Origin of the sequence: Derxia lacustris (genome assembly GCF_002105195.1) — a bacterium.
Classification (GTDB): domain Bacteria; phylum Pseudomonadota; class Gammaproteobacteria; order Burkholderiales; family Burkholderiaceae_E; genus Derxia; species Derxia lacustris.
In genome coordinates, this window is sequence record NZ_MUHU01000020.1 from 1 (window position 1) to 23,371 (window position 23,371).

Genomic DNA, 23,371 nt, shown 5'->3' on the forward strand with positions numbered 1-23,371 from the left:
CGGGCGAATGCCGCAGGCATTCAGGTCCGCATGTCTGAGGTCCGCGCAGCGGGCCGAGTTGGCGGACCGGCCCGTCAGCCCGTCCCGCCCGAGGGAACCCGCCTGCCCCGCAGGCGGGCGCAGCCAGTCGCCGCCGCCGCCCGACCCCAGCCAGCGCCGGCCCGGCCCATCACCCCCGAGCCAGGCTGAGCAGCGTGGCGAGGCTGTCCGCCTCCTCGACCCGCTTGTCGTGGCGCCAGCGCAGGATGCGCGGGAAGCGCACCGCGATGCCGCTCTTGTGGCGCGGGCTCGGCGCCACGCCCTCGAAGCCCAGTTCCATCACCAGCGTCGGCGTGACGCTGCGCACCGGGCCGAATTTTTCCAGCGTGGTCTTGCGCACGATGGCGTCGACCTGACGGATCTCGTCGTCGCTGAGGCCGGAGTAGGCCTTGGCGAACGGCAGCAGCACGCGGCCGCCGCCGTCGGGCGCGTCGGCCCACAGCGCGAAGGTGTAGTCGGTATGCAGCGAGGCGCGCCGGCCGTGGCCGGCCTGGGCGTAGATGAGCACCGCGTCGATGCTGAGCGGGTCGATCTTCCATTTCCACCAGCCGCCGCCCGGCGTGCGTGCGCGGCCGATGCCGTAGGGGCTGGCGCGGTGCTTGAGCATCAGCCCCTCGACGCCGCGCGCCCGGCTTTCGGCGCGCAGTGCGGCGAGCGCGGGCCAGTCGAGCGCCGCAGCCTGGGACGCGGCAGCCGGCGACGCGGCGGCGGCGTGCAGCTCGGCGCTGGCCGCCCCGCCCAGCAGCAGCGACAGCTTGAGCGCGCCATCCGCATCGCCGGCGCTGGCCGCCGTCACCACCGCCTCCAGCCGCGCGCGCCGTTCCTGCTGCGGCCGCGCGCGCCAGTCGCTGCCGTCGGCTTCGAGCAGGTCGTAGGCGATGAACGCGGCCGGATGCTCGGCCAGCAGCTTGCGGCCGAGCGTCTTGCGGCCGATGCGGGTTTGCAGCGCGGCAAAACTCGCCGGACGGCCGTCGCGCCAGACCAGGATTTCGCCGTCGAGCACCGTGCCGTCGGGCAGGCGCACGAGCGGCGCGGCCAGCTCCGGAAAGCGCTCGGTCACCAGCTCCTCGCCGCGCGACCACAGCCAGAGCTGGCCGGCGCGCCGCACCGCCTGGGCGCGGATGCCGTCCCATTTCCATTCGGCCAGCCAGTCGGCGGCATCGCCGAGCGCACCGATGTCGCCGCCGTGCGGCTGGGCCAGGAAGAAGGGATAGGGCTGGCCGTCGCTGCGCGCGGGCGCGTCGGCGCTGCCGGGCGCGGCCGGGTCGGCGGCCAGCGGCGCGATCAGCGCGAGGTAGTCGGCGGCGCCGGGCAGCCGGGCGGCATCGGTGTAGCCGACGATGCGTTCGGCCACGCGCTTGGGATCTAGCCCGGCCTGCTCGGCCAGCGCGCGCACCACCAGCGCCCGGCTCACGCCGACGCGAAAGCCGCCGCCGATCAGCTTGGTGAACAGAAAGCGCCCGGCCCAGTCCAGGCCGCGCCAGTGGTCGCGCAGCCGCGCGATCAGCGTGTCGGGGTCGAGCCCGCGCAGCGGCGCAAGACGCTGGTCGAGCCAGTCGGCCAGGCCCAGATCGTCGTCGCGCTCGGGCGGCGGCAGCACATGGGCGATGGTCTCGGCCAGATCGCCGACCGCCTCGTAGCTTTCGTCGAACAGCCATTCGGGCAGCCCGGCCTCGGTGCGCGCGGCTTCGCGCAGCAGCCGCGACGGCACGCTGCGGCGCGGCCGGCCGCCGGCCAGAAAATAGACCGCGACCGCCGCATCGCGCGCCGGCGCGGCAGCGAAATAGCCGCGCAGCGCCGCGATCTTGTCGAGCGTGGCGCTGCTGGCATCGAGCGCGGCGTAGAGGCGTGAAAAGGCTTTCATCGACGACGGAAAAAGACGGCCAACCGCGTTGGACCGCGCGCGCCGGCCGGCGTTGCAGCCGCTGCGCGCCCGCTTCGGCCCGGCACCACCGCCGCGCCCGCGCCGGCTTGCGGCAAGCCGCGCGAGCCGCAATCATCCGCGACCGGCTGCCATCCCGCAGCCGCCGCGCCCGGGAGACAGGGCGCCATCGCACCGAGAGAAGGACCGACGATGTCCACCCGATTCCGCCCCGCGCGCCGCGCCGGCCTGCTTGCGCTGGCTGCCGCACTCGCGCTGCTGCCCGCCGCCGGCCGGGCCGCCGCGCCCGCGCCCGACATTCCCGCCGACCCGCTGCGCTCGCCGTCCTGGGACGTGATGGTCCGCGCCTTCCTCGGCGGCGCGCCCATCGTGTTCGACGACCGGGTCAAGGTGTTTTTGCCGCGCGCCGCCGAGGACGCGCTCAACGTGCCGGTGCAGGTCGATGCGCGCGAGCTGACGGGCGTCACCCGCATCCTGGTGTTCGCCGATCTCAATCCGATCCCGCACATCCTCGAATACCGGCCGCTGCATGCGCGGCCCGAGATCGCGTTCCGCTTCAAGGTCGAGCAATCGACGCCGGTGCGCGCCGCCGTGCTGGCCGGCGACGGCGTGTGGCATGTGGGCGGCGGCTGGCTCACCGCCTCGGGCGGCGGCTGCACCACGCCCAGTCTGGGCACCGGCAGCAAGCAATGGTCGGATGTGCTCGGGCAGGTATCGGCGCGGCTCTGGACCCGGCCCGACGGCGGCAGCCGGCTGCGGCTGCGCACCATGCATCCGATGGACACGGGCCTCGCCGCCGGCATCCCCAAGTTCTACATCGAGCTCATCACCATCACCGACGATGCCGGCCGCGAGCTGGCCCAGATCGAGCCCTGGGAGCCGGTGTCGGAGAACCCGATGCTCAGCCTCGACCTGGACAGCGCCGGACCGGTGCGCATCGTCGGCCGCGACATCCAGGGCAATCGCATCGCCGGCCGCGTGCTGCCGGGCGTGCTGCCCGAGGTGAAGCCATGAAGCCGCGCAGCACCGCACTCGCGCGCCTGCTGGCGGCGCTGGCGCTGGCCGCCGGCAGCGCCGTGGCCGATGCGCCCGACTACCGGCTGGCGCCGGCCCGGGTCGCGCCCGAGGTCTTCGTCGTCGAGGGCGTGCGCGAGCATTTCTCGCTGCGCAACGGCGGCGCCATCGTCAACACCGGCTACATCGCCACGCCCGACGGCGCCATCGTCATCGACACCGGCCCGTCGCGCCGTTACGGCGAGGCGCTGCGCGCGGCGGCCGGCGGCAAGGTCGCGGCGGTGTTCGTCACCCATGCGCATCCCGACCACTTTCTGGGCAATCAGGCCTTCGCCGGCGCGCCCATCGCCGCCCTGCCCGGCAGCATCGAGGCGATCCGCACGCGCGGCGAAAAGCTGTCCGACAACCTCTACGGCCTGCTCGCCGGCTGGATGGCCGGCACCGTGGTGGTCGTGCCGCCCAAGGTCGCCGCTCCCGGCCGCGTGACGGTGGCCGGCCGCGAGCTGGAGCTGATCGCGCTGGCCGGCCATACCGGCGCCGATCTGGCGGTGTTCGACGTCAAGACCGGCACGCTGTTCGCCGGCGATCTGGTGTTCTTCGAGCGCACGCCGACCACGCCCGATGCCGACATCGACCAATGGCTCGCGGCGCTCGACCGGCTGGCGCAGGTGCCGTTCCGCACCCTGGTGCCGGGCCACGGCCCGGTCGTGCACGGCACCGAAGCCATCGCCCAGACCCGCGACTATCTCGACTGGCTGCGCGCCAGCCTGCGCGATGCCGCCGAGCGCGGCCTCGACATGACCGAGGCGATGCGCATTCCGGCGCCGCCGCGCTTTGCCGGCATGGCAGTGCTGCGCGAGGAGCTGGAGCGCTCGGTGGTCCACCTCTATCCGCGCTACGAGGAAGCGAGCCTCGGGCGCTGACGCCGTCAGCGCCCGAATTCGTCCAGATGGCGCGCGACCGCCGCGCCGAAGGTGGCGCGGAACTCGGCCTCGGAAAAGCGCTCGGCCCAGTCGCGGCAGCTGGCGGCGCTGAATTCGCCGGCGCGCGCCTCGAAGGTGGCGACCGCCGCCGCGATCGCCTCGGCGCTCTGCTCATGAAAGAACAGCCCGGTCGGCGCCGGCCCGTCGGCGCGCACCGTCTCCAGCGAGCCGCCGCGCCCGTAGGCGATGACCGGCGTGCCGCAGGCCTGGGCCTCGACCGGCGCAATGCCAAAGTCTTCCTCGGCCGCAAACACCAGCGCCCGCGCGCGCTGCATGTAGGACACCAGCGCCGCATCCGACTGATAGCCGAGCACCGTCACATTCGGCGTCGCCAATGCTCGCGCGCGCTCGTAATCGGGCCCGTCGCCGATCACCACCAATTTGCGCTCCGGCATGCGCGCAAATGCCTCGACGATCAGCGGCACCCGCTTGTACGGAACCATGCGCGACGCGGTCAGATAGAAATCCTCCTTCGCCGCCTGCATCTCGAACCGGTCCACATTCACCGGCGGATGAATCACTTCGGATTCGCGCCGATACACCTTGCGAATGCGCCGGCCGATGAAGGCCGAATTGGCGACGAACCGGTCCACGCCCAGCGCCGAGCGCGCATCCCAGTTACGCAGGTAATGCAGCATCAGCCGCACCACCGCCGAGGCAATGCCGCGCTCCAGCCCCGATTCGCGCAGATATTGATGCTGGAAATCCCAGGCATAGCGCATCGGCGAATGCACATAGCTCACATGCAATTGATGCGGCCCGGTAATCACGCCCTTGGCCACCGCATGATTGGAGGAAATGATCAGATCGTAGGCCGACAGATCGAATTGCTCGACCGCAATCGGCATGAGCGGCAGGTAATGGCGAAAATGCGTGCGCGCAAACGGCATGCGCTGGATGAAGGAGGTGATCGGCTTGCGCCCGCCAAGAAAGCGCCGATCCTTCGGCGCGAGGAAATCGACCACCGCGAACAGATCGGCCTGGGGATAGAGCAGCAGCAATTGCTCGACCACCTTCTCGCTGCCGGCATAGGACGCGAGCCATTCATGAACGATGGCGACCTTCATCGTGCCGCCCCGGAAACCAGCCCGGCGGCTTCCTGCTTGCGCTCGAGCGCCACTTGCAGCGCCTCGATGAATCTGTCGCCGGAGCGTTCCCAGGCATGCCGGCGATAGAAATCGGCTGCCCGCAAATGCCGCCCGGTCGCCAATCCGCGCACGATGCCGTCGGCAATCGAGCTGGCATCGAAATCCACCACGATGGATTCGTTCTCGCCGGCCTCGATCAATTCGGGCACCCGGGTCACCACCGTCGGCGTGCCCCAGGCGCGCGCTTCGAGCACCGGAATGCCAAAGCCTTCATAGCGCGACGGAAACACCAGCAATTCGGCATTGGCATAGAGCGGGCCCATCAATGCCTCGGGCACATAACCGGGCAGGGTCACGCCTTCGGGCGCCAGGGCGGCAATGCGCCGATAGGCATCGGAACCGATCCAGCCCTTGGCGCCGGCAATCACCAATTGCATTGGCGCCGGCAAACGGCCCGAGCGCTTGAGCGCGACAAAGGCATCGACCAGGGCCGGCACATTCTTGCGCGGCTCCAGCGTGGAAACGGTAAGCAGATAAGGCGGCACGATGCCCAGCGCCTGCAAGGCCGACAATTGGCTGCCACGGGCCGAATAGCCCTGGAATTCGGACGGCACAGTCACGCCGAGCCGGATGATGTCGTCGGCATCGATGCCGAGCTGGCGCAATAGCCGGTCGCGCGTGCCGGCCGAATTGACATAGACGCAATCGGCGCCCGCCACATCGCGCTCGAACCACAGCCGATGCGAAATGCGGGTACTCGCCTGCATGGTTTCGGGCACGACCAGATGATTGAGATCGTGCACCGTGGTGGCCAATACCCGGGCCGCGCCCTTGCCGGGCGTAAGTGTGCGGCCGGCCCAGAAAACATCGAGATCGTCCTTGCGCGCCAATTGCCGGCCGAAAGTCTTGAGCCAGAGAAACGACGGCAGTTTTTGCCGCAGCGGATTCGTCTCCTGCCGATAAATCCAGCGCTCGGACGGGAAGCGCAATGCCGCGCGCGGATAACGGCCATAGCCAAACAGCTGCGCCGCCGGCAGCCGTTTTTCGATATGCGCGCAAAACTCGTAAACATAGCGCCCGACGCCCGACATCGGACTGCGCAATGCCTCCGCATCGATGCCGAGCCGAAGCTGGCTGAATTTGTACTCTGAGGTCATGCCGACATCTGCAAAGGATTACCGGAGTTCGAGCACGCGCGCCGGATGCAGCCGCTTGCGCAGCAGATCGACCAGCGCGAGTGCGTTTCCACGCAATCGCCCGCGCCGGTCGACCCAGGGTTCCGGGGCCAGCGATTTGACGAAATTGCTCAGGCAGTTTCTCCAGATATGCCTGAACGCATATTTGAACGAAATACTGCCCTTGCCCACCATGTAAATCGGATTCGCCACTTGGGAATACCCGAGCCGAATTCCGGGGCTGCGGCCCTTTTTTACCGCCAGGTGAACGCCTTCGAGTTGGCGAGAACTCACAACCTCACCAAAACGGGCCAGACGACGCGTGAAATCGATATCTTCGAGCCAGCCATAGAGCGGCAGGTTTTCATCGAAGCGAAGTGCGTTTTCATATACCGGACGCAACCGGATCGCCATGTTGCAGCCATAGCCGCCATAAGTCGGCACGAAAGCCGGCTTTTGCGTCGGGCGCGGATAAGCCGCCAGCAGACGCTCGGCTTCATCGGGTGCAATTCCGGGGCCGGTCGCGCCGTCATGCGCCGGATGGCCGGTCGCCACCACAATCCGGTCATCGGCAGCAAGAATTGCTTGCAGCGTGTCGAGATACCAGGGTGAGGGGTAGTAATCGTCATCCAGAAACAGCGCCACATCGGCGTCGGTGCAGCGCTCAAGAATCTGGTTGCGCTGGGCCGGCAGGCCGGGCTTGCGACAGGCAATCACTTCCACCGGCACCGGCCAGCGCGCCAGATTGCCGGCATCGAAATCTTCCGGCCGCGCCGGGCAGACATAAATGCGCTCGGGCAATCGCGTCATTGCGCAAATGCGGTCGAGCGTGAGCGGCATTTGTTCCCGGCGCCCGGCCGTGGCAATGGCAACGACGATGCGAAGCGATTCACTCATGCCGACAACCTCCCTTGTGCTGCCAATTGACGCAATACGATTGCGCTGACGATCGTCATGACCAGATATCCCGCCAATCGGCCCGCCACCGCGCCGGCCGAGGAATGGGCCGAAGCCAGCAGCAATACCGCCAGCGTGGTCACGACAGTGCCGACCAGACTGATGAGCGCAACCCGGCGATCGCAGCGCAATGGCACCAGAATCCAGCCGGTGGTCACCTGGGTGAATAGCGCGAGCGGAAACACGAAGATCAAGGCGCGCACCAGCGCAATGCTGGCGCCGAAATCGCCGCCAAAAATCAGGGGAATGGCGAATGGCGCAATTGCATAGGTCAGCAGCGCCACCAGCAGACCCAGCGAAGGCGCGATCAGCAGCGCCCGGCACATGAGCCGGAAGGCGTCGGCACGCCGCTGCGGCTCGGCCAGGCGGCTGGAAATCGTGCCGATCAGCACCTGGTTGGCTGGCGCGATCAGGCTCAGGCCCACGGTCACCAGCCGGTCGGCGGCGCCGTAATGGCCGATCTCGGCCGGCGTGGCGTACAGGCTCAGCAGATAGGTGGTGGCACCGGCCAGCACCAGCGAAATGCCCGAATGGATGAACAGCGGCACATTGCGCCGGACAAAGCGCGCGCCCTCGGCGAGCCGGCCGAGCAGCGAAACCCGCCAATGCAATTCGCGCAGCACCAGAAAATGCGCAATTGCCGTGCTGACGCAGCCGGAAAAGATCAGCACATAAAGAATGCGCGCACCGTCCTGCGGTCCACGCACCAGCAGCAGAATCGCCGGCAGATTGATGGCAAAGCCCAGCAATTCGAGCGCGATCGACTTGCGGAATTGCAGCGTGCCCTGGAAATACCAGCCTAGGTTGAAGGCCGAGATCAGCGCCATCAGCACGGCGCACACGCCGAATTCATGGGGATTGGCCAGCGCCTCGGAAAAATGCGCGGCAATCAGGCCGAGCGGCACGAAAACCGCAGCGGTAATCAGGCGACCGCACATCTGCGTGCCGTAAAGCTCGGCACGCGCCGCAATGCTGCGATTCTGGGCCACATCGCGGCCACCGGCCGAGGGCATGCCCCATTCGATCAGCAGCCAGACCACCTGATACAGCGACATCGCCGCCAATACCCGGCCATATTCGCCGGCGCCCAATACCCGGCCATAGAAGGGAATGAGAATCAGCAGATAGACGTAGCGGAAGAAATAGCCCGCATACACCACGATCAGCGAAGCCCGGGTCGAGGCCGGCCGGCGTTCCTTGGCCTCGGCGGCGGCAATTGCGCTCATGCGCGCCCCCGGCCCAATTGCCGCGCAATCAGATCGAGATAACAAAGCGCGGCCTTGTCCCAGCTGTAATGCTCAAGCCGGGCCCGCGCGGCATTGCGCAGCACCGCGGCGCGCGCCGGATCGGTCTGCAATTCGGTGATCGCGGCGGCCAGTTGCGCCGGCGATTCCGGATCGAAATAGCTGGCGGCATCGGCGCAGACCTCGCGCAATGCCGGCGCGGTCGAGGCGATGACCGCCGCACCGCAAGCCATTGCCTCCAGCGGCGGAATGCCGAAACCCTCGTAGAAGGACGGCATGATGAAACCGAGCGCATGCTCGTAAAGCGCCTTCAATTGGCCGTCGGAGACATAGCCGACATGCTCGATGCCGGCCTCATTGCCGCCGGCGCCGCGAAATACCCGCTTGTCGGCCGCGCCGACGGCAATGCAGCGTGGCGCGCGCTGGCCGAGCGATTCGAGCGCCGCAGCCACGACGGCAAAATTCTTGTGCCGCGCCGGACTGCTCACCACCAGAAAGTATTCATGATGGCCGAGTGCCGAATCGCGCAATACCGAGGGATCGGATTCGACTGCCTGGATATGCTGCCAGCCCTCGCCGCAGACATGCAGCCGATCGGCCGGAATGCCGAAACATTCGGTCGCCTCGCCGGCGCTGAATTGCGATACGGCCATGGTGGCGGCGGCCCGGCGGCCGATCAAGCCCACCGCAAACCGATACCAGAGCCGGAATTGCGCGCTATAGCCTTCGGGCATGCGCACCACCGCGCCGTCATGCACGGTCACGATCTGATTGCGCTTGATGACCGGCCCGGTAAATCCGGGATTGACGAGCAGATGGCTGCCGACGCGCCGGGGCAGCGTCAATTGCTCCCAGCGATGGCTGCCATTGCCGGCGAGCGTCTCGATCTCGAGGCTGGCGAATTGCGGCAGCACCGCGTCTTCGGGTGCCAGCACCGTGATGTGGAATTGCCGATCGCCCGCGCGATCCTGCGCAAGGCAACGGTCGATGGCTTGCAGCAATTCGCGGCCAAAGCGTTGCACGCCGGTAATGCGTTGCGCCAGAAAGCGGCCATTGATGAAGACCCGTGGCCGGCCAGTCGTTTTGTCGTTCATTTCAGCCTGCGGCCGCCCCCAATTGCAGGCGCGCGCCGGTCTTTGCCGATGCTTGCGCCTTGCTGTTTCCGCGATACGCCGCGACGGCGCAATACATGTAAAACGCCATTCCAAGATCGAATACCGCGCCGGCCAATGCCGCCCCCATGAGCGCAATCATCATGGCGTGGCGGGCGCCGCAGCGGATCACCTCCGCCTCGGCCGATTGCGCAGGCCGCTTGCAGAATGCCGCCTGAATCGCAAAGGCAATGAAGCTGCCGGCGCCAACCACGCCCAGATTGGACAGCAGCACCATCAGATAATTGCTGGCGCGGGCACTGCCGACACCCACGCCGATTCCGTAACTGTCGAGAAAGTTTTCCCAGGCCTGCATGTTCCAGGAATGCCGTTCGAGCGCCGAATCGGAATCGAGCTTTTTGTAGAGCAGGTTGTAGCCGTATTCATAGACGCGATCGACCGCTGACGGAAAGGCGAGCGCGCCGGCAACCAGCAGCACCAGTACCAGCCAGACCAGGGCGGCAATCATGCCGAATCGCAACTGGCGGCCCGAAAACAATCCGCCAATACCCTTGAGCAGCATGAACTGGAAATACAGCACCAGCGCGCCCATTGCGGTGGACGAGGTCGAGGCGATCAGCGACAGCAGGGTCAGCAGCGCGACCGTGCCGCTGAACTGGCGCCGGAAATTGCCCAGATAAAGCGTGAATGCGAACGCAAATACCGGCAACGAAAAGCCGGCGAAACTCGATGGCTCGGAAAAGGTGCCAGAAATGCGCACCAGCCCGGCGACTTCGCCGTTTTCCATCACCGCGTATTCCGCGTTCTTGATCAGCGCCAGCATCGGCGGCGCATGCGCATAGTTTTCGAGCAGATTGAGCAGCACCGCCACCAGATTGAGTCCGCCGAGCCAGAGCACGCCATTGGCGGCGGCTTTCAGCCGTTCTTCGGATTGGAGCAGGCAGCGCGCGGCGACAAAGGCCACGGTGCTCAGCAATGCATAGGCGGATTGGGTCAGATTGCCGGAAATCGGCCGCAGCAGCATCTTGGTGACGCCGCCACCATTGAGTGCCGCCGACCGGTCAGTGCTGAAGACATACATGTCGCCCTGAAACAGGCGCGGAAAGAAAAAGGCGCCGACCAGAATCCAGAGCGTGAGCACGCCAAGCCAGAAACCTGGCTGCGGAAATGCCAATTCGGCAAAAAGCATTCGCCCGCCGCGATCCTTGAGCGCATACCAGAGCAGAAATGGAATCATCCCGACCGCCGGCGTGATCGGCGCGCCGCCGAGCGCGGTCATGGCCACGACCGCCGTGGCACCGAACAGCGCGGCGGCGATCACGCCACCGACCACGCGCTGCGGACCGAGCCAGAAGCCGAAGCCGAGCAGCAGGATCAGGAAGGGCTCGATCCTCATTGCGCCGCCTCGGCTGGCGCGCAACCCGGGCGACCGCGCGACGCGACGACGGCGCCGGCGCGGCTCCAGTCGCCGGCCAGATAGACCGGCCCGGCGTCGAGCGCGAGGCAGGCGTGGCCGTCGGCGCCGCGCACCGGTTGCAGGACCGCGCCGTCGAAACCGACCGCCGTGCCGGCGCCGGCGAGATCGAGCTTCCAGGGCTCGGTTCCGGCATTCCAGATCACGATTCGGGCGGCGCCGTCGGCATTGACGAGGCGAAATCCGTGCAGGCCCTCGACATTGTCGGCACTGCCGAAAACGCGCGATTCGAATTTCAATTGCCCCAATTGGGCGGCAAGCGTGCGATAGGCATCGTAGGCCGGGCGCCGGCCACCCTGATTGGTGGTCAATCCCATTGGGCCGTCGACGCTGTCCTGACTCGAAAACCAGCAATTGGCGGCAATGCCGGCTTCGGCCGCGAGCAGAAATGCGCGCGGCAGATACTGCGCGACTTCGGTTGCGCTGAATGCCGGCGGCCGGGTCTGCACCGGCCAGCCCCATTCGGTAATCCAGATTTCGGGCACCCGGCCCAGCCGCAGCAAGGCATGGGCGCGCAGGCGCCGTACCGCCGAAAGAAATGCGCGGCTGCGATCGACCAGCTGATAAGGTCGGGTCCAGTCGGTGTCATGTGCGACGGCAGCCCGCTCGGGAATGCCGTTGACATAGGGATGGACCGAAAGTCCGTCGATCTCGGGCGACAGGCCGGCATCGAGAAAGCGGTATTGGATGATCCACATGTCATCCTGGGCCAGCAGCTTGACGGCGGGATTCCAGCCCTTGACCGCGGCGACTGCCGCATTGGCCATGCGCACATAATGCGCAACCCATGGCGATGGCGGTGCGGCATTCCAATTGCCGCCCAACAGCGGCAGCAGCGAGGAATTGTGCGGCTCGTTGCCGATTTCGAGCACGAAACGCACGCCCTCGCGTTCGAGCGCCTGGGCCGCCGCGAGCGCGAATCGGCCAAACGCCTCGGGATCGTAGGATTGCACCGAATCGCCACCACCCGCACCCGGATAGGCGACCGGATTGCGCAGGGAGAGCAGCGCCACCAGTCCGATATCGTGCTCGCGATAGAAGGCCAATTGACGCAGCAATCCGGGCGCAAGTCCCGCGTATTGGCCCGGACGCGGCTCGAATTGCTCCCAGGCCACATGCTCGCGCACCCAGCCGACGCCCAGTTCGCTCATCATCGGAATCTGGCGCTCGGGCTGACCTTGCGAAAACTTGGCCACCAGACAAAGCGATGCGCCGAACTCGGGCGGATCGGCCGCCAATAGCCGGGCCGGAATGCCGGCCAGCAGCAGCCAGATCAGCAGCGCGAGCGACCGGAATGCCTGCCGGTCGGCAAACGGGATCGGGCCAATGCGCCAGGGCTTCGCGGTGAATGAATCATTGGCCTTCATTGCCGAGCGCCAGTTGTTGCAATTCGCGCGGGGCATGTTCGACCAGCCCGGTGAGAAAGCCGCTGAGCAGGGCCGCCGTCTGGGCATCGTCGGCCGGATCGGGCGCCGCGACCGAAGCCCGCAGCAGCACGCCATCGGGAATCCGGCCGGCCAATCCCTCGGCAATCAGATGGATCCGGGTTTCGACCGCGTTTTCGCTGAACAGCGAGCCGATGCGAATCCAGTAGGCAATCAATTGGCGCCCGCCGGGGCCGCGACTTTCGGCCACCATCAGCTTGCCAGGCACGCGCCGGTTACGGTCGCCGAGCCGGATATCGAATTGCGCCGGCTGCACCTGCGAAACCGTATAGCCCTGGGCCGCATAGCAGAGTTCGGGCCGGTGAATCTTGACTTCCTGGCGCTGATTCTGGCCCCAGGCAATTGCCAGCGACAACACCTGACCATTGGCATTGCCATAGGTACGATAAAGCACCTGGTCATAAGGCTGGTCGGTGGAATCGCCGCCGACGATCAGCATCGGATTGCCCGTGGCAAGCCCCAATACCTTCCAGCCGTCGAATATCAGCGGAACGTCGCGGTCGAGTGCCACGCTGTCGACCGATTTGAGATCGGCCGGCACCAATGCCCGCGACAGATAGCCGCACAATGCGCAAAGCAGGACGATGCCGAGCAGCACCCGGTAATCGTAGGACCGAATCCGGCCGCCATCGGTCTGAATTGCACTCATTGCTGCACCTGCCCGGCACGCGCCTGCCAGCGGCGCCGAAGACCGCGAAAGATGTTGTCGACCGAGGTAATCAGCAGCAAGGCCGTCAGAAACAGCACCACGCCCGAGAATTCATGCAGAAAGCCCTGACCGGCCGCCTCGCCGAAATGAAAACTGATGAGCCCGATGAAAACCACCCGGGTCACATTGGCCACATAGCTGATCGGCACGATCAGCATTGCAAGCAGGGCATTGCGTGTCAGCGATTCATGCCGCACCACATTGATATAGGTGAGCCCGAGCGCTTCGAGCGCGAACAGCGAACTCAATCCGGAACAGGCATCGGCCACCAGCAGCTTGTAGGGCCCGAGCGTGAGAATGACCCCGGCGCGCGCCACCGGATAACCGAGCCAGTCGAAGACATGGGCCGCGCCGAAAGACGCGGCAATCTTCATGGGCTGGGTCAGGGTATCGATGACCGATCCGGGCCAGGGAATCGCGAATAGCGCGAGTACATAGCCGAACCAGGCACGGCGCAATCCGCCGAGCCCGGTCATGCAGGCCTGCATGCCGGCAACCACGAAGGGCAGTCCGGCCATTTCGAGTGCGACGAATTGCTGCGAATGCCCGATTGCCGCCGCCGCCAGCCCGAGCAGCAGCAGCAGGATGCCGACCGGCAATGCCGCGATACCGATTTGCGCCGATTGCGGCGGACGGAAAGCGCCCTTGGAAACCAGCAGATAGGCCGAAAGCATGAGAACGATCGGACCGTAACTGCCCATGTCCTCCTGCCATATCCCGCCAGCCAGCAGGATGAAGGTGGGCAGGTACAGCGCAATTGCGCAGGCAGCGAGAACGGCGCCACAAATCGCCATCCGACGTGGCCCGTGTGCGAATTGCCGGAATGGCGCCGATGCGCCCGCTTTTGCGAGCGGGGCGACATCGCCGAGTTTCGGCAGATTGGAATTGGTATTGCTCATGGATGCGGTCTGGCCCGGTCAGCTGGCAATCGGAGAAGTCGCCGGAGCTGGCTGCAATCTCCGAAGTCCTTGCCGGTGCCGATAGCTGCTTGCAAGCCAGAAAGGACAGTGGTTGCTTCAGCCAATAGCGTCGGGCCATTTGGCGCGCATCGACAAACCCCGGCGCGCAAATTTGCGTATTGATCGAGGTATTTTGCATCGCATATCAAGATACGGCATTCGAAGCGAGTACTCGACGATCACGCCGTTTCGCCCGGATGACGGCCGTTGGCCGAGGCTGGCGGCAGGCGCAAATACCCCGGCGGCGCTCGGGGCGACCGCCTGCGGTATCGCCTGGCGAAATGACCTACTCCAGTCGGCATCGATCGCCAATCGCCGGCGATTGCGGGTCCGGCGATGCCACGGCGCCAACAAAAAGGAATTGACACAAGCGCCCGTTATTGGCTGCAGCGGCCGCGAACGGAGCCCGAGTGAGGAAACGCGGAGAATTTCCGATATTTCGCAGAATGAAGTCGGCAAGAAACCCGATTCCGCGAGATGGCATGCAATCGAATTACTGCCGGGATTGCGCCGCCGACAGTCGCCTGGGCTGCATGCGAGGCCCGGGCGCCGGCATGGCCGACAAGCTTGCACCCACATCCGGAGGTTTCCGGCAAGTGGAATCGCGGCCTAGCATCTTTCAATAAGCGGACAGCGACACTTATTGCACATGCTGAGTCATGGCCGGCAAATGAGAAATGCCACAACAATTCAACCGGGATTCGCGGGCCGCACCGGATGGCCGGGCCGGCTCGCGTAAGCTAGTCCGGCTGAGTCCGTCGGCAGATCGGCCGGCTCGCGATCCTCCCCGGCATGCCGGTCCGCATGGGATTGCAATACCGCCCGCAGATGAAACGGCGCGGGTCGATGCGGATTCGCCACCCCGAATTCCAAGCCGCCGAAATCAATTCACATGAGTCCATTTCAGCTTGTCCTGATCCTGCGAGCGCGCTGGATTTCAGCGGTCGCAACGATCCTGATTGCAGTCACCGGCATTACCGCCGTCACGCTGCTGCTTTCGCGGCAATACACCGCGAGTACCGCCTTGCTCATCAGTCCGCAAACCAGCGATCCGGTGAGCAATGCATTGACCGCTGCCGGCGGCACCGTGACCAGCGTGATTGCCACCGAACTCGATGTCATTCAGAGCGAGCGGGTGTTGCGGCGCGCAATCCGCAATGCCAATCTCGACGCCGATCCGGTGCTGAATGCGCGCTGGCAGCGCGAAACCGAAGGCAAGGGCGATTTCCAGACCTGGGTCGCCAATTCGCTGCGGCGCAATCTCGATCTGCGGCCGACCCGCGATTCCAAGGTGATTTCGCTGCTGTTCACCAATGCCAGCCCGGAATTTGCCGCCCTGATGGCCAATGCGATCACCGATGCCTATGTGAGCACCACCACCGATCTGCGGGTCGAGCAGGCCAAGCGCTATTCAGAATTCTTCGACGAACGCACGCGCGACATGCGCGACGCGCTCGAATTGGCGCAGAACCGGCTGTCGGATTTCCAGCGCAAGGCCGGCGTGGTGATTCCGGACGACCGTTTCGATACCGAGAACATGCGGCTCAGCGAATTGTCGAGCCAATTGGTGGGCTTGCAGGCCACCCTGGCCGATAGCGAGAATCGGCAGAAACAAGCCGGCAGCAATGCGGGCAATGTGCAGGAAGTGCTCAACAGCCCGGTCATCATTGCGCTGTCGTCCGAATTGGCGCGCCAGCAGGCCAAGCTGGAAGAAACTCTCGCGCGTTATGGCGGCAATCATCCGGCGGTCCTCGAACAGAAAGCCGTGGTCGAGAAACTGCAATCGCGCATCGACGAGGAAGCGAAAAAGGCGACCAACAGTCTGGGCGCCAATACCGCCGTCAATGCCGGTCGGGTGGCGGCCGTCAAGGCGGCGCTCGAACAGCAGCAGGCGCGGGTATTGCGAATGACCAGCATGCGCGATGAAGCGGCGGTGCTGAAACGCGATGTGGAAAACGCCCGCCGAGCCTATGACGCGCTGCTCAACAAGGGCACGCAAAGCACGATGGAAAGCCAGAACAATCAGCCGAATGTCTCGGTACTGCAGAATGCCACGCCGCCGGTTTCACCGTCGTCGCCCAAGGTGGCGCTCAATATCATTCTGGGCTTTGTGCTGGGACTGCTGCTGGGGATTGGCGTGGCGATCGGACGCGAATTGAGCGATCGCCGCATCCGCTGCGAAGTGGATATCGAGGAACTCGCCGACATTCCGGTGCTGGGCATTCTGACCGGGCAGAAAAAGGCCAAGCTCAACCTTCAACCGCGCATGGTGGCCATGCTCGATTCTGGCAGTGGCAGCAGCCGGGCCAATGCCGCGCTGGCGCGCGCCGAATGAATGAGCCGCGCCAAATCGGCCGAGGAAGCGATTGCACAATGAATGAACAGACGATATTCCTGGATCAGCCGCGCGGCGCGACCCGGCCGGTCAATGCCTTCAGCACCGAAAAGCCGCTCGGCCGCATCCTGAAGGAATTGCTCGGGCTGAGCGACGAGCAGCTGGCGGAGATTTCGCGCCATCAGGCCGAGCAGGGCATCCGGTTTGGCGAAGCGGCCATCGCGCTCAATTACGCGCGCAGCGAGGATGTGCTGTGGGCGGTGGCGCAGCAATTCCAGTATCACTACACGCCGGCCAAGTCCACACCGTCGATTCATGCCGAATTGATCGTGGCGACCGCGCCGTTCTCGGACGAGGCCGAGAAATTCCGCGCCTTTCGCACGCAATTGATGCTGGGTGCCACCGCCACCAGCAAGCGGCCGGTCATTTCGGTTGCCAGTCTCGATTCTGGCGACGGCAAGACTTATTTCGCGGCCAATCTGGCGACGAGTTTCAGCCAATTGGGCGCACGCACCCTGCTGATCGACGCCAACATGCGCGCGCCCCGGCTGCATTCGCTGTTTGGCTGCGAGACCGATTCGGGCTTGAGCGCGGCGCTGCTCAAGGGCCGGCTGCATACCGACGATATCGTCGGCCTGCCCTATCTGCCCAATCTGTTTGTATTGCCGGCCGGCAGCATTCCGCCCAATCCGCTCGAATTGCTGCAACGGCCCGAATTGGCGCGGCTGATCGATGTGGCGCAGGAGCGTTTCGATCACGTCATCATCGATACGCCGGCGGCCAGCCTGGGCGCCGATGCGCGCGTCATCACGGTGGAATGCAGCAATTGCCTGGTGATGACGCGCAAGGGCGTGACCCGGGCCGGCGCGCTCAAGAATTTTCTCAACGATCTCAAGCGCGACGGGCCGGCGTCGCTGGCGGCGATATTGAATTCGAATTGAGTCCGGATTGAATTGCGCCGCCCGCAACTTCACCAGATGGTGACCCGACGCTCGGGCGCGAGATAGAGCCGGTCGCCCGGCTGCACATCGAAGGCCGAATAGAAGCCCGGCTGATTGGCCAGCGTGGCATTGGCGCGCACCTCGGGCGGCGAATGCGGATCGATCTTGATGCGGCGCAGCGCCTCGGCCTCGCGCAGCTTGCCGCGCCAGACCTGGGCCCAGCCGGCATAAAAGCGCTGCTCGCCGGTCATGCCGTCGATCACCGGCGCGGGCCGGTTGCCGAGCGAGCGCCGGTAGGCCTTGTAGGCGATGGCCAGGCCGGAGTTGTCGGCGATGTTCTCGCCGAGCGTGAGCCGGCCGTCGAGATGGAAGCCGGGCACCGGCTCATAGGCCGAGTACTGCTCCACGAGGCGCGCGGTGCGCTGCTCGAAGCGAGCGCGGTCGTCGGCGGTCCACCACACACGCAGATTGCCGCGCTCGTCGTACTGGCTGCCCTGGTCGTCGAAGCCGTGGCTGATTTCATGGCCGATGACCGCGCCGATGCCGCCGTAGTTGGCCGCGTCGTCGGCGGCAGCGTCGAAGAACGGCGGTTGCAGGATCGCGGCCGGGAAGACGATCTCGTTGAGCCGCGGGTTGTAGTAGGCGTTGACCTTCTGCGGATTCATGAACCACTCGTCGCGGTCGACCGGCTGGCCGAGCTTGGCGATCTCGCGCGCGGCCAGGAAGCGGTTGGCGCGCTGCACATTGCCGACCAGATCGTCGCGCCTTATGTCCAGGCCATCGAAGCTGCGCCAGCGCACCGGATAGCCGATCTTGGGCTTGAAGGTGGCGAGCTTGCGGCGTGCGGCGGCGCGGGTCTCGGGCCCCATCCAGTCGAGGCTGTCGATGCTGTCGGCATAGGCGGCGAGCAGGTTGGCGACCAGCGCCTCCATGTGGCGCTTGTTCTCGGGCGGGAAGTAGCGCTCGACATAGACCTTGCCGAGCGCTTCGCCGAGGCTTTCGTCGACCAGGCCCACGCCGCGCTGCCAGCGCGGGCGGTTCTCGGGCGTGCCGCTGAGCTGGCGGCCGTTGAAGTCGAAGCTGGCATCGACGAAGGGCCGCGACAGATAGGGCGCATAGGCGGCGATGGCCTTCCAGCGCAGATAGTCGCGCCAGTCGGCGAGCGGCACGCTGGCAAAGCTGGCGGCGACCGCCGTGAGATAGCTCGGCTGGCCGGCGTTGACCTCGGCGACGCTGGCCGGCACGCCCGAGGCGGCGAGAAACGCCGCCCAGTCGTGGCCGGGCGCGGCGGCGGCGAACTGGGCCCGGCTCAGCTTGTTGTAGCCCTTGACCGGATCGCGCCGCTCGACCCGGCTCCACTGGGCGCGCGCGAGCGCGGTTTCGAGCGCGAGGATGCGGTCGGCCGCGTCGGCGCCGTCGCTGCGGCCGGCCAGCGCGAACATCGCCGCGATGTGCTGCCGGTAGGCGTTGCGCGCGGCGACCAGCGCCGGCGCATCGGCCAGGTAGTAGTCGCGGTCGGGCAGGCCGAGGCCGGACTGTTGCAGCTCAAGCAGGTAGCGCGAGGAGTCGCGCGCGTCCTGCTCGATGCTGATGGTGTAGGGGCCGTTGATGCCGATCAGGCCCAGCTCGCCGAACAGCGCGGGCAGCTCGCCGGCGTCGCGCAGCGCATCGATGCGCGCCAGCAGCGGCGCGAGCGGCGCGGCACCCAGGCGCTCGGCGAGCGGCTCGTCCATGTAGCTGGCGTAGAGGTCGGCGACGCGGCGGGTGTCGGCATCGGCGCGGCTGCGGTCGATGGAATCGAGGATGGTGTGGAGCTGGCCGAGGCTGCGCTCGTTCAGCTCGTAGAAGCTGCCCCAGGCCGACTTGTCGGCCGGGATCGGCACGCTGGCGAGCCATTTGCCGTTGATGTGGCGGAACAGGTCGTCGGCCGGGCGCACCGCCGGATCGACAAAGGCCAGATCGATGCCGCTGGCCACTGGCGCCAGGCTGGCCGGCGGCTGGGCCAGGGCAGCGCTGCCGGCGCCGTCATAGGCGGGCAGATGGGAACAGCCGGCCGTCATGCAGGCGGTCACGGTGATGCAGCAGGCGGCGAGTCTCAAGCGCGGGCTCCTTGGCAGGACGCCGGTCGGCGACCGGGTTGCAAGGGACTGTGCCAAAGGCGGGCGGGGAGCGCCATTCAGACGGCGTAACCGGGCGCCGACGCGGGCTTGAAAAACAGGGGAGGAAACAGCTGGTGCCCGGAGCCGGACTCGAACCGGCACACCTTGCGGCGGGGGATTTTGAATCCCCTGCGTCTACCGATTTCGCCATCCGGGCAGGATGCGGGGCTGAGCTAGACTGGCCGCCCCGTGAAAGGAAGGCGCGGATTATCGCAACCGAAGCCGATTTCGCCAAACGCGCCGGGTTGTCAGCCTGGCCACGACCGCATGACCGCAGAAACTTCCCCCAATCTCCCCGCTTCATCCAGCGCCGGCCTCACGCCGTCCGACTTTGAATTTGCCCTGCCGCCCGAGCTGATCGCCCAGCATCCGGCGGCCGAGCGCAGCGCCAGCCGGCTGCTGCATCTGCCGGCGCCCGCGTCGGACAACGACCCGTCCCCTGCCCTGCGCGATCTGCATTTCCCCGAGCTGCGCGGCCTGCTGCGTCCGGGCGATCTGCTGGTGTTCAACGACACGCGCGTCATCAAGGCGCGGCTGTTCGGCCGCAAGCCCACCGGCGGGCGCATCGAGCTGCTGGTCGAGCGCGTGCTCGACGGCAATTGCGCGCTGGCCCAGGTGCGCGCCAGTCATGCGCCGGCGCCGGGCAGCAAGCTGCATTTCGGCGACGGCGCCGATGAAGCCAGCGCCCAGGTGCTCGATCGCGACGGCCGCTTCTACCTGCTCGAATTCGACAGCGACGTATGGGCGCTGCTCGACCGGCTCGGCAGCCTGCCGCTGCCGCCCTACATCGAGCACGCCGCCGAACAGGCCGACGACGAGCGCTACCAGACCGTGTACGCCGCCAACCCCGGCGCCGTGGCCGCGCCGACCGCCGGCCTGCATTTCGACGACGCCATGCTGGCCGCGCTGCGCGCCGACGGCGTGCGCCTCGCCTTCGTGACGCTGCATGTCGGCGCCGGCACCTTTCTGCCGGTACAGGTCGACCGCATCGCCGACCACCGCATGCACAGCGAGGTCTATTCCATCGGCGCCGACACCGCTGCCGAGATCGCCGCCGCGCGCGCCGAGGGCCGGCGCGTGATCGCGGTCGGCACCACCTCGCTGCGCGCGCTCGAAGCGGCATCGCAGCACGGCCCGGTCGCGGCCGGCCGTGGCGAGACCGACATCTTCATCACGCCGGGCTACCGCTTTCGCACGGTCGATGCGCTCATCACCAACTTCCACCTGCCGCGCTCGACGCTGCTGATGCTGGTGTCGGCCTTCGCCGGCATCGAGCGGGTGCGCGCCGCCTATGCGCATGCGGTGGCCGAGCGCTACCGCTTCTTCAGCTACGGCGACGCGATGTTCATCGAACGCAACCCCCACGGAGCCGCCGCATGAGCGCCCTCGAATTCACCCTGCACAAGGGCGGCGCCGCCGGCCCGCGTCGCGGCACGCTCAAGCTCAACCACGGCACGATCGAGACGCCGATCTTCATGCCGGTGGGCACCTACGGCAGCGTCAAGGCCGTCGGCCCCGACGAGCTGGAAAACGACATCCAGGCAAGGATCGTCCTCGGCAACACCTTCCACCTGTGGCTGCGGCCGGGGCTGGATGTCATCAAGGCGCATGGCGGGCTGCACCGCTTCATGGGCTGGAACCGGCCGATCCTCACCGACAGCGGCGGCTTTCAGGTCTGGAGCCTGGGCGCTTTACGCAAGATCAGCGAGGAAGGCGTCAAGTTCGCCTCGCCGGTCAATGGCGACAAGCTGTTCATGGGCCCGGAAGAGTCGATGCAGATCCAGCGCGTGCTCAACAGCGACGTGGTGATGATCTTCGACGAGTGCACGCCCTATCTGGTGGACGGCCAGCCCGCGAGCGAAAAGCTCGCCGCCGACTCGATGCGGCTGAGCCTGCGCTGGGCGCAGCGTTCGCGCGACGAGTTCGACCGGCTGGAGAACCCGAATGCGCTGTTCGGCATCGTGCAGGGCGGCATGTTCGAGCACTTGCGCACCGAGTCGGCCGAAGGGCTCAAGCGCATCGGCTTCCACGGCTATGCCATCGGTGGCCTGAGCGTCGGCGAGCCGAAGGAAGACATGCTGCGCATCCTCGACCACACCGCGCCGCTGCTGCCGGCCGACAAGCCGCGCTACCTGATGGGCGTCGGCACGCCCGAGGATCTGGTCGACGGCGTCGCGCGCGGCATCGACATGTTCGACTGCGTGATGCCCACGCGGAATGCGCGCAACGGCCATCTGTTCACGCGCTACGGCGACCTGCGGCTGCGCAACGCGCGCAACAAGAACGACCTGCGCCCCATCGACCCGAGCTGCTCCTGCTACGCCTGCCGCAACTTCACGCGCGCCTATCTGCATCACCTGGACAAGACGACCGAAATCCTCGGCAGCCGGCTCAACAGCATCCACAACCTGCACTACTACCTTCAGCTGATGCAGGACATGCGCGACGCCATCGATGCGGACGATTTCGAGGGCTTCCGCGCGCGCTTCGCGGCTGATCGGGCGATCGGCGTCGATGCCGCGCCCGAGGCGCCCGCGACGCCAGACGCGCCCGACCCGTCCGCGCCGACCGCCGCGCCGGCGAGCGCCGCATGAAGCCGCGCGCGCTCCTGCTCGCGGCACTCGCGCTCGGCCTGGCCGCGCCGGCGCCGGCCGCCGACATCGCCGCCCACGACGCCGCCACTGGCGAGGCCGCCATCGCCGCCTACTGGACCGCCGCGCGCATGAAGGCGGCCCGACCCTATTCGCCGCGTCAGGCACCGCGCGCCAAGCTGGTGACCGGCGACGCCACCACCACCGCCGCCAGCGCCGGCCTGCCGCAGACCACCGCCGGCCACACGCCGCTGGCCGCCGAGCCGCCGGTCAATGAACGCCTGTTCGACGCCGCCACCCAGGCCCGGCGCCCGCAGGCCGCCGCCAGCAGCGGCGCCACCGCCCAGGACTGGGGCACGGTCAAGGCGCCGTTCAGCACCCGGCGCGCCGACATCGGCTTTGCGCGCATCGAGCGCGTCTATCCGTGGCGCACCGTCGGCAAGCTCTACTTCAGCTACGCCGGCATCGACTACGAATGCTCGGCCGCCGTCATCCAGCGCCGGATCATCCTCACCGCCGGCCATTGCGTGCATGAAGGCTCGGGCGGCAGCGCCGGCTGGCACGACAACTTCGTGTTCGTGCCCGGCTTCGACGGCGCCAACGATGCCGAAAGCGCCATCGCGCCCTGGGGCCGCTGGACCGGCGGCCATGCCATCACCACCGCCGCCTGGCTCAACGGCGGCGGCGAGGTGCCCAATGCCGGCGACTACGCCGTGATCGAGATCGCCGACCGCGCCGTCGCCAGCGGCGGTCCGCTGCGCCGCCTTGGCGAGCTGACCGGCTGGCTCGCCACCCAGACGCTCAGCCTCGGGCTCAACCACACGACCAAGCTCGGCTATCCGAGCAACTTCGCCAGCGGCCTCAAGCTCATCGAATCGACCAGCGCCAACTACCAGCGCGTCTATCCCAACAATGTCGAATACGGCTCCGACCTGAGCCACGGCTCCAGCGGCGGCCCCTGGGTGCAGAACTTCGCGGTGGCGGTGTCGGACACCGACGGCAGCGGGCTGAAAGGCGGCAGCAACCGGGTGGTCGGCGTGACCTCCTACGGCTATGACGGCGGCACGCTGCGGGTGCAGGGCGCGTCGATCCTCGACAGCAACTTCACCGCGATGTTCAACAGCATCTGCGCGCACCAGACCGGCAATTGCAAATAGCAAGGGATGGCGTCACGCGGCGGGCCGGCCTCCCGCCGCAGCGACGGACAGTTCGCGCCAGTCTGTAAAAGCCGCCGGCGGATCGATGGAATCGGATGTTTCCCGTC

Annotated in this window: 16 protein-coding genes, 1 tRNA gene and 2 pseudogenes; 7 read left to right on the forward strand and 12 right to left on the reverse strand. The window is 66.7% G+C overall.

Going from position 1 to position 23,371, the window contains the following annotated elements:
• Positions 1-169: 169 nt before the first annotated feature.
• Entirely contained in the window at positions 170-1,903 is a 1,734-nt protein-coding gene (locus tag B9P64_RS15195) for an ATP-dependent DNA ligase (RefSeq protein ID WP_085316932.1), read from the reverse strand.
• Between the two features lie 210 nt (positions 1,904-2,113).
• Between B9P64_RS15195 and B9P64_RS15200 the strand changes: the two genes are divergently transcribed.
• Both B9P64_RS15200 and B9P64_RS15205 read left to right on the forward strand, forming a co-directional pair.
• A complete protein-coding gene (locus tag B9P64_RS15200) occupies positions 2,114-2,935 on the forward strand; it encodes a quinoprotein dehydrogenase-associated SoxYZ-like carrier (protein WP_085316933.1) in 822 nt (273 codons plus the stop codon).
• Positions 2,932-3,858, forward strand: a complete 927-nt coding sequence (locus B9P64_RS15205) for a quinoprotein relay system zinc metallohydrolase 1 (RefSeq protein ID WP_085316934.1) — start codon at positions 2,932-2,934, stop codon at positions 3,856-3,858. The genes B9P64_RS15200 and B9P64_RS15205 overlap by 4 nt, the downstream gene beginning before the upstream one ends.
• 35 nt (positions 3,859-3,893) lie before the next feature.
• Here B9P64_RS15205 and B9P64_RS15210 read toward each other — a convergent pair.
• The 9 genes and pseudogenes from B9P64_RS15210 to xrt form a co-directional block, all read right to left on the reverse strand.
• Positions 3,894-5,078, reverse strand: a pseudogene (locus tag B9P64_RS15210) (glycosyltransferase family 4 protein); the annotation flags it as partial.
• Positions 4,982-6,163: a glycosyltransferase family 4 protein gene (locus B9P64_RS15215; protein WP_085316936.1), complete on the reverse strand. Its 1,182-nt coding sequence runs from the start codon at positions 6,161-6,163 to the stop codon at positions 4,982-4,984. The pseudogene B9P64_RS15210 and the gene B9P64_RS15215, both read right to left, overlap by 97 nt.
• 18 nt (positions 6,164-6,181) lie before the next feature.
• Complete coding sequence (locus B9P64_RS15220; protein ID WP_085316937.1) at positions 6,182-7,078, reverse strand: glycosyltransferase family 2 protein; 897 nt, start codon at positions 7,076-7,078, stop codon at positions 6,182-6,184.
• The gene (locus B9P64_RS15225) at positions 7,075-8,364 is read right to left on the reverse strand and encodes a lipopolysaccharide biosynthesis protein (protein ID WP_085316938.1); all 1,290 of its coding nucleotides are present in this window, start codon (positions 8,362-8,364) and stop codon (positions 7,075-7,077) included. Before B9P64_RS15225 ends, B9P64_RS15220 begins: the two co-directional genes overlap by 4 nt.
• On the reverse strand, positions 8,361-9,476 hold the full coding sequence (locus B9P64_RS15230; RefSeq protein WP_085316939.1) for a glycosyltransferase family 4 protein: 1,116 nt from the start codon (positions 9,474-9,476) through the stop codon (positions 8,361-8,363). Before B9P64_RS15230 ends, B9P64_RS15225 begins: the two co-directional genes overlap by 4 nt.
• A gap of 1 nt (position 9,477) precedes the next feature.
• Positions 9,478-10,890 carry a hypothetical protein gene (locus B9P64_RS15235; protein ID WP_085316940.1) on the reverse strand — a complete coding sequence of 471 codons (1,413 nt, stop codon included), beginning with the start codon at positions 10,888-10,890 and terminating at the stop codon, positions 9,478-9,480.
• A complete protein-coding gene (locus tag B9P64_RS15240) occupies positions 10,887-12,335 on the reverse strand; it encodes a hypothetical protein (RefSeq protein ID WP_085316941.1) in 1,449 nt (482 codons plus the stop codon). Before B9P64_RS15240 ends, B9P64_RS15235 begins: the two co-directional genes overlap by 4 nt.
• Complete coding sequence (locus B9P64_RS15245; protein WP_176256846.1) at positions 12,322-13,011, reverse strand: exosortase C-terminal domain/associated protein EpsI; 690 nt, start codon at positions 13,009-13,011, stop codon at positions 12,322-12,324. The genes B9P64_RS15240 and B9P64_RS15245 overlap by 14 nt, the downstream gene beginning before the upstream one ends.
• Before the next feature lie 47 nt (positions 13,012-13,058).
• The gene (xrt, locus tag B9P64_RS15250) at positions 13,059-14,021 is read right to left on the reverse strand and encodes an exosortase (RefSeq protein ID WP_085316943.1); all 963 of its coding nucleotides are present in this window, start codon (positions 14,019-14,021) and stop codon (positions 13,059-13,061) included.
• A gap of 952 nt (positions 14,022-14,973) precedes the next feature.
• Between xrt and epsF the strand changes: the two genes are divergently transcribed.
• Positions 14,974-16,416: a chain length determinant protein EpsF gene (gene epsF, locus B9P64_RS15255; protein WP_085316944.1), complete on the forward strand. Its 1,443-nt coding sequence runs from the start codon at positions 14,974-14,976 to the stop codon at positions 16,414-16,416.
• A gap of 38 nt (positions 16,417-16,454) precedes the next feature.
• Positions 16,455-17,357 (forward strand): polysaccharide biosynthesis tyrosine autokinase, encoded by a 903-nt coding sequence (locus tag B9P64_RS15260; RefSeq protein ID WP_176256847.1) that lies wholly within the window; start codon positions 16,455-16,457, stop codon positions 17,355-17,357.
• A 29-nt stretch (positions 17,358-17,386) separates the two neighbouring features.
• On the opposite strand, the gene B9P64_RS15265 is transcribed toward B9P64_RS15260, so the two are convergent.
• Both B9P64_RS15265 and B9P64_RS15270 read right to left on the reverse strand, forming a co-directional pair.
• On the reverse strand, positions 17,387-19,456 hold the full coding sequence (locus B9P64_RS15265; protein WP_235840017.1) for a M13 family metallopeptidase: 2,070 nt from the start codon (positions 19,454-19,456) through the stop codon (positions 17,387-17,389).
• A gap of 132 nt (positions 19,457-19,588) precedes the next feature.
• Positions 19,589-19,673 (reverse strand) — tRNA-Leu (locus tag B9P64_RS15270).
• Between the two features lie 110 nt (positions 19,674-19,783).
• Between B9P64_RS15270 and queA the strand changes: the two genes are divergently transcribed.
• The 3 genes and pseudogenes from queA (at position 19,784) to B9P64_RS15290 (ending at position 23,264) form a co-directional block, all read left to right on the forward strand.
• Positions 19,784-20,896 carry a tRNA preQ1(34) S-adenosylmethionine ribosyltransferase-isomerase QueA gene (gene queA / locus B9P64_RS15275; RefSeq protein ID WP_085316947.1) on the forward strand — a complete coding sequence of 371 codons (1,113 nt, stop codon included), beginning with the start codon at positions 19,784-19,786 and terminating at the stop codon, positions 20,894-20,896.
• A pseudogene (gene tgt / locus B9P64_RS15280) lies at positions 20,893-22,032 on the forward strand (tRNA guanosine(34) transglycosylase Tgt); the annotation flags it as partial. The gene queA and the pseudogene tgt, both read left to right, overlap by 4 nt.
• Positions 22,033-22,106: 74 nt before the next feature.
• Entirely contained in the window at positions 22,107-23,264 is a 1,158-nt protein-coding gene (locus tag B9P64_RS15290; protein ID WP_139826329.1) for a trypsin-like serine peptidase, read from the forward strand.
• Positions 23,265-23,371 lie beyond the last annotated feature (107 nt).

Coding starts and splice junctions, on each gene's coding strand:
- B9P64_RS15240 (WP_085316941.1), bottom strand. CDS start 12,335: ATGAAGGCCAATGATTCATTCACCGCGAAGCCCTGGCGCATTGGCCCG.
- B9P64_RS15260 (WP_176256847.1), top strand. CDS start 16,455: ATGAATGAACAGACGATATTCCTGGATCAGCCGCGCGGCGCGACCCGG.
- B9P64_RS15225 (WP_085316938.1), bottom strand. CDS start 8,364: ATGAGCGCAATTGCCGCCGCCGAGGCCAAGGAACGCCGGCCGGCCTCG.
- B9P64_RS15290 (WP_139826329.1), top strand. CDS start 22,107: ATGAAGCCGCGCGCGCTCCTGCTCGCGGCACTCGCGCTCGGCCTGGCC.
- epsF (WP_085316944.1), top strand. CDS start 14,974: ATGAGTCCATTTCAGCTTGTCCTGATCCTGCGAGCGCGCTGGATTTCA.
- B9P64_RS15215 (WP_085316936.1), bottom strand. CDS start 6,163: ATGACCTCAGAGTACAAATTCAGCCAGCTTCGGCTCGGCATCGATGCG.
- B9P64_RS15205 (WP_085316934.1), top strand. CDS start 2,932: ATGAAGCCGCGCAGCACCGCACTCGCGCGCCTGCTGGCGGCGCTGGCG.
- B9P64_RS15200 (WP_085316933.1), top strand. CDS start 2,114: ATGTCCACCCGATTCCGCCCCGCGCGCCGCGCCGGCCTGCTTGCGCTG.
- queA (WP_085316947.1), top strand. CDS start 19,784: ATGACCGCAGAAACTTCCCCCAATCTCCCCGCTTCATCCAGCGCCGGC.
- B9P64_RS15220 (WP_085316937.1), bottom strand. CDS start 7,078: ATGAGTGAATCGCTTCGCATCGTCGTTGCCATTGCCACGGCCGGGCGC.
- B9P64_RS15230 (WP_085316939.1), bottom strand. CDS start 9,476: ATGAACGACAAAACGACTGGCCGGCCACGGGTCTTCATCAATGGCCGC.
- xrt (WP_085316943.1), bottom strand. CDS start 14,021: ATGAGCAATACCAATTCCAATCTGCCGAAACTCGGCGATGTCGCCCCG.
- B9P64_RS15235 (WP_085316940.1), bottom strand. CDS start 10,890: ATGAGGATCGAGCCCTTCCTGATCCTGCTGCTCGGCTTCGGCTTCTGG.
- B9P64_RS15195 (WP_085316932.1), bottom strand. CDS start 1,903: ATGAAAGCCTTTTCACGCCTCTACGCCGCGCTCGATGCCAGCAGCGCC.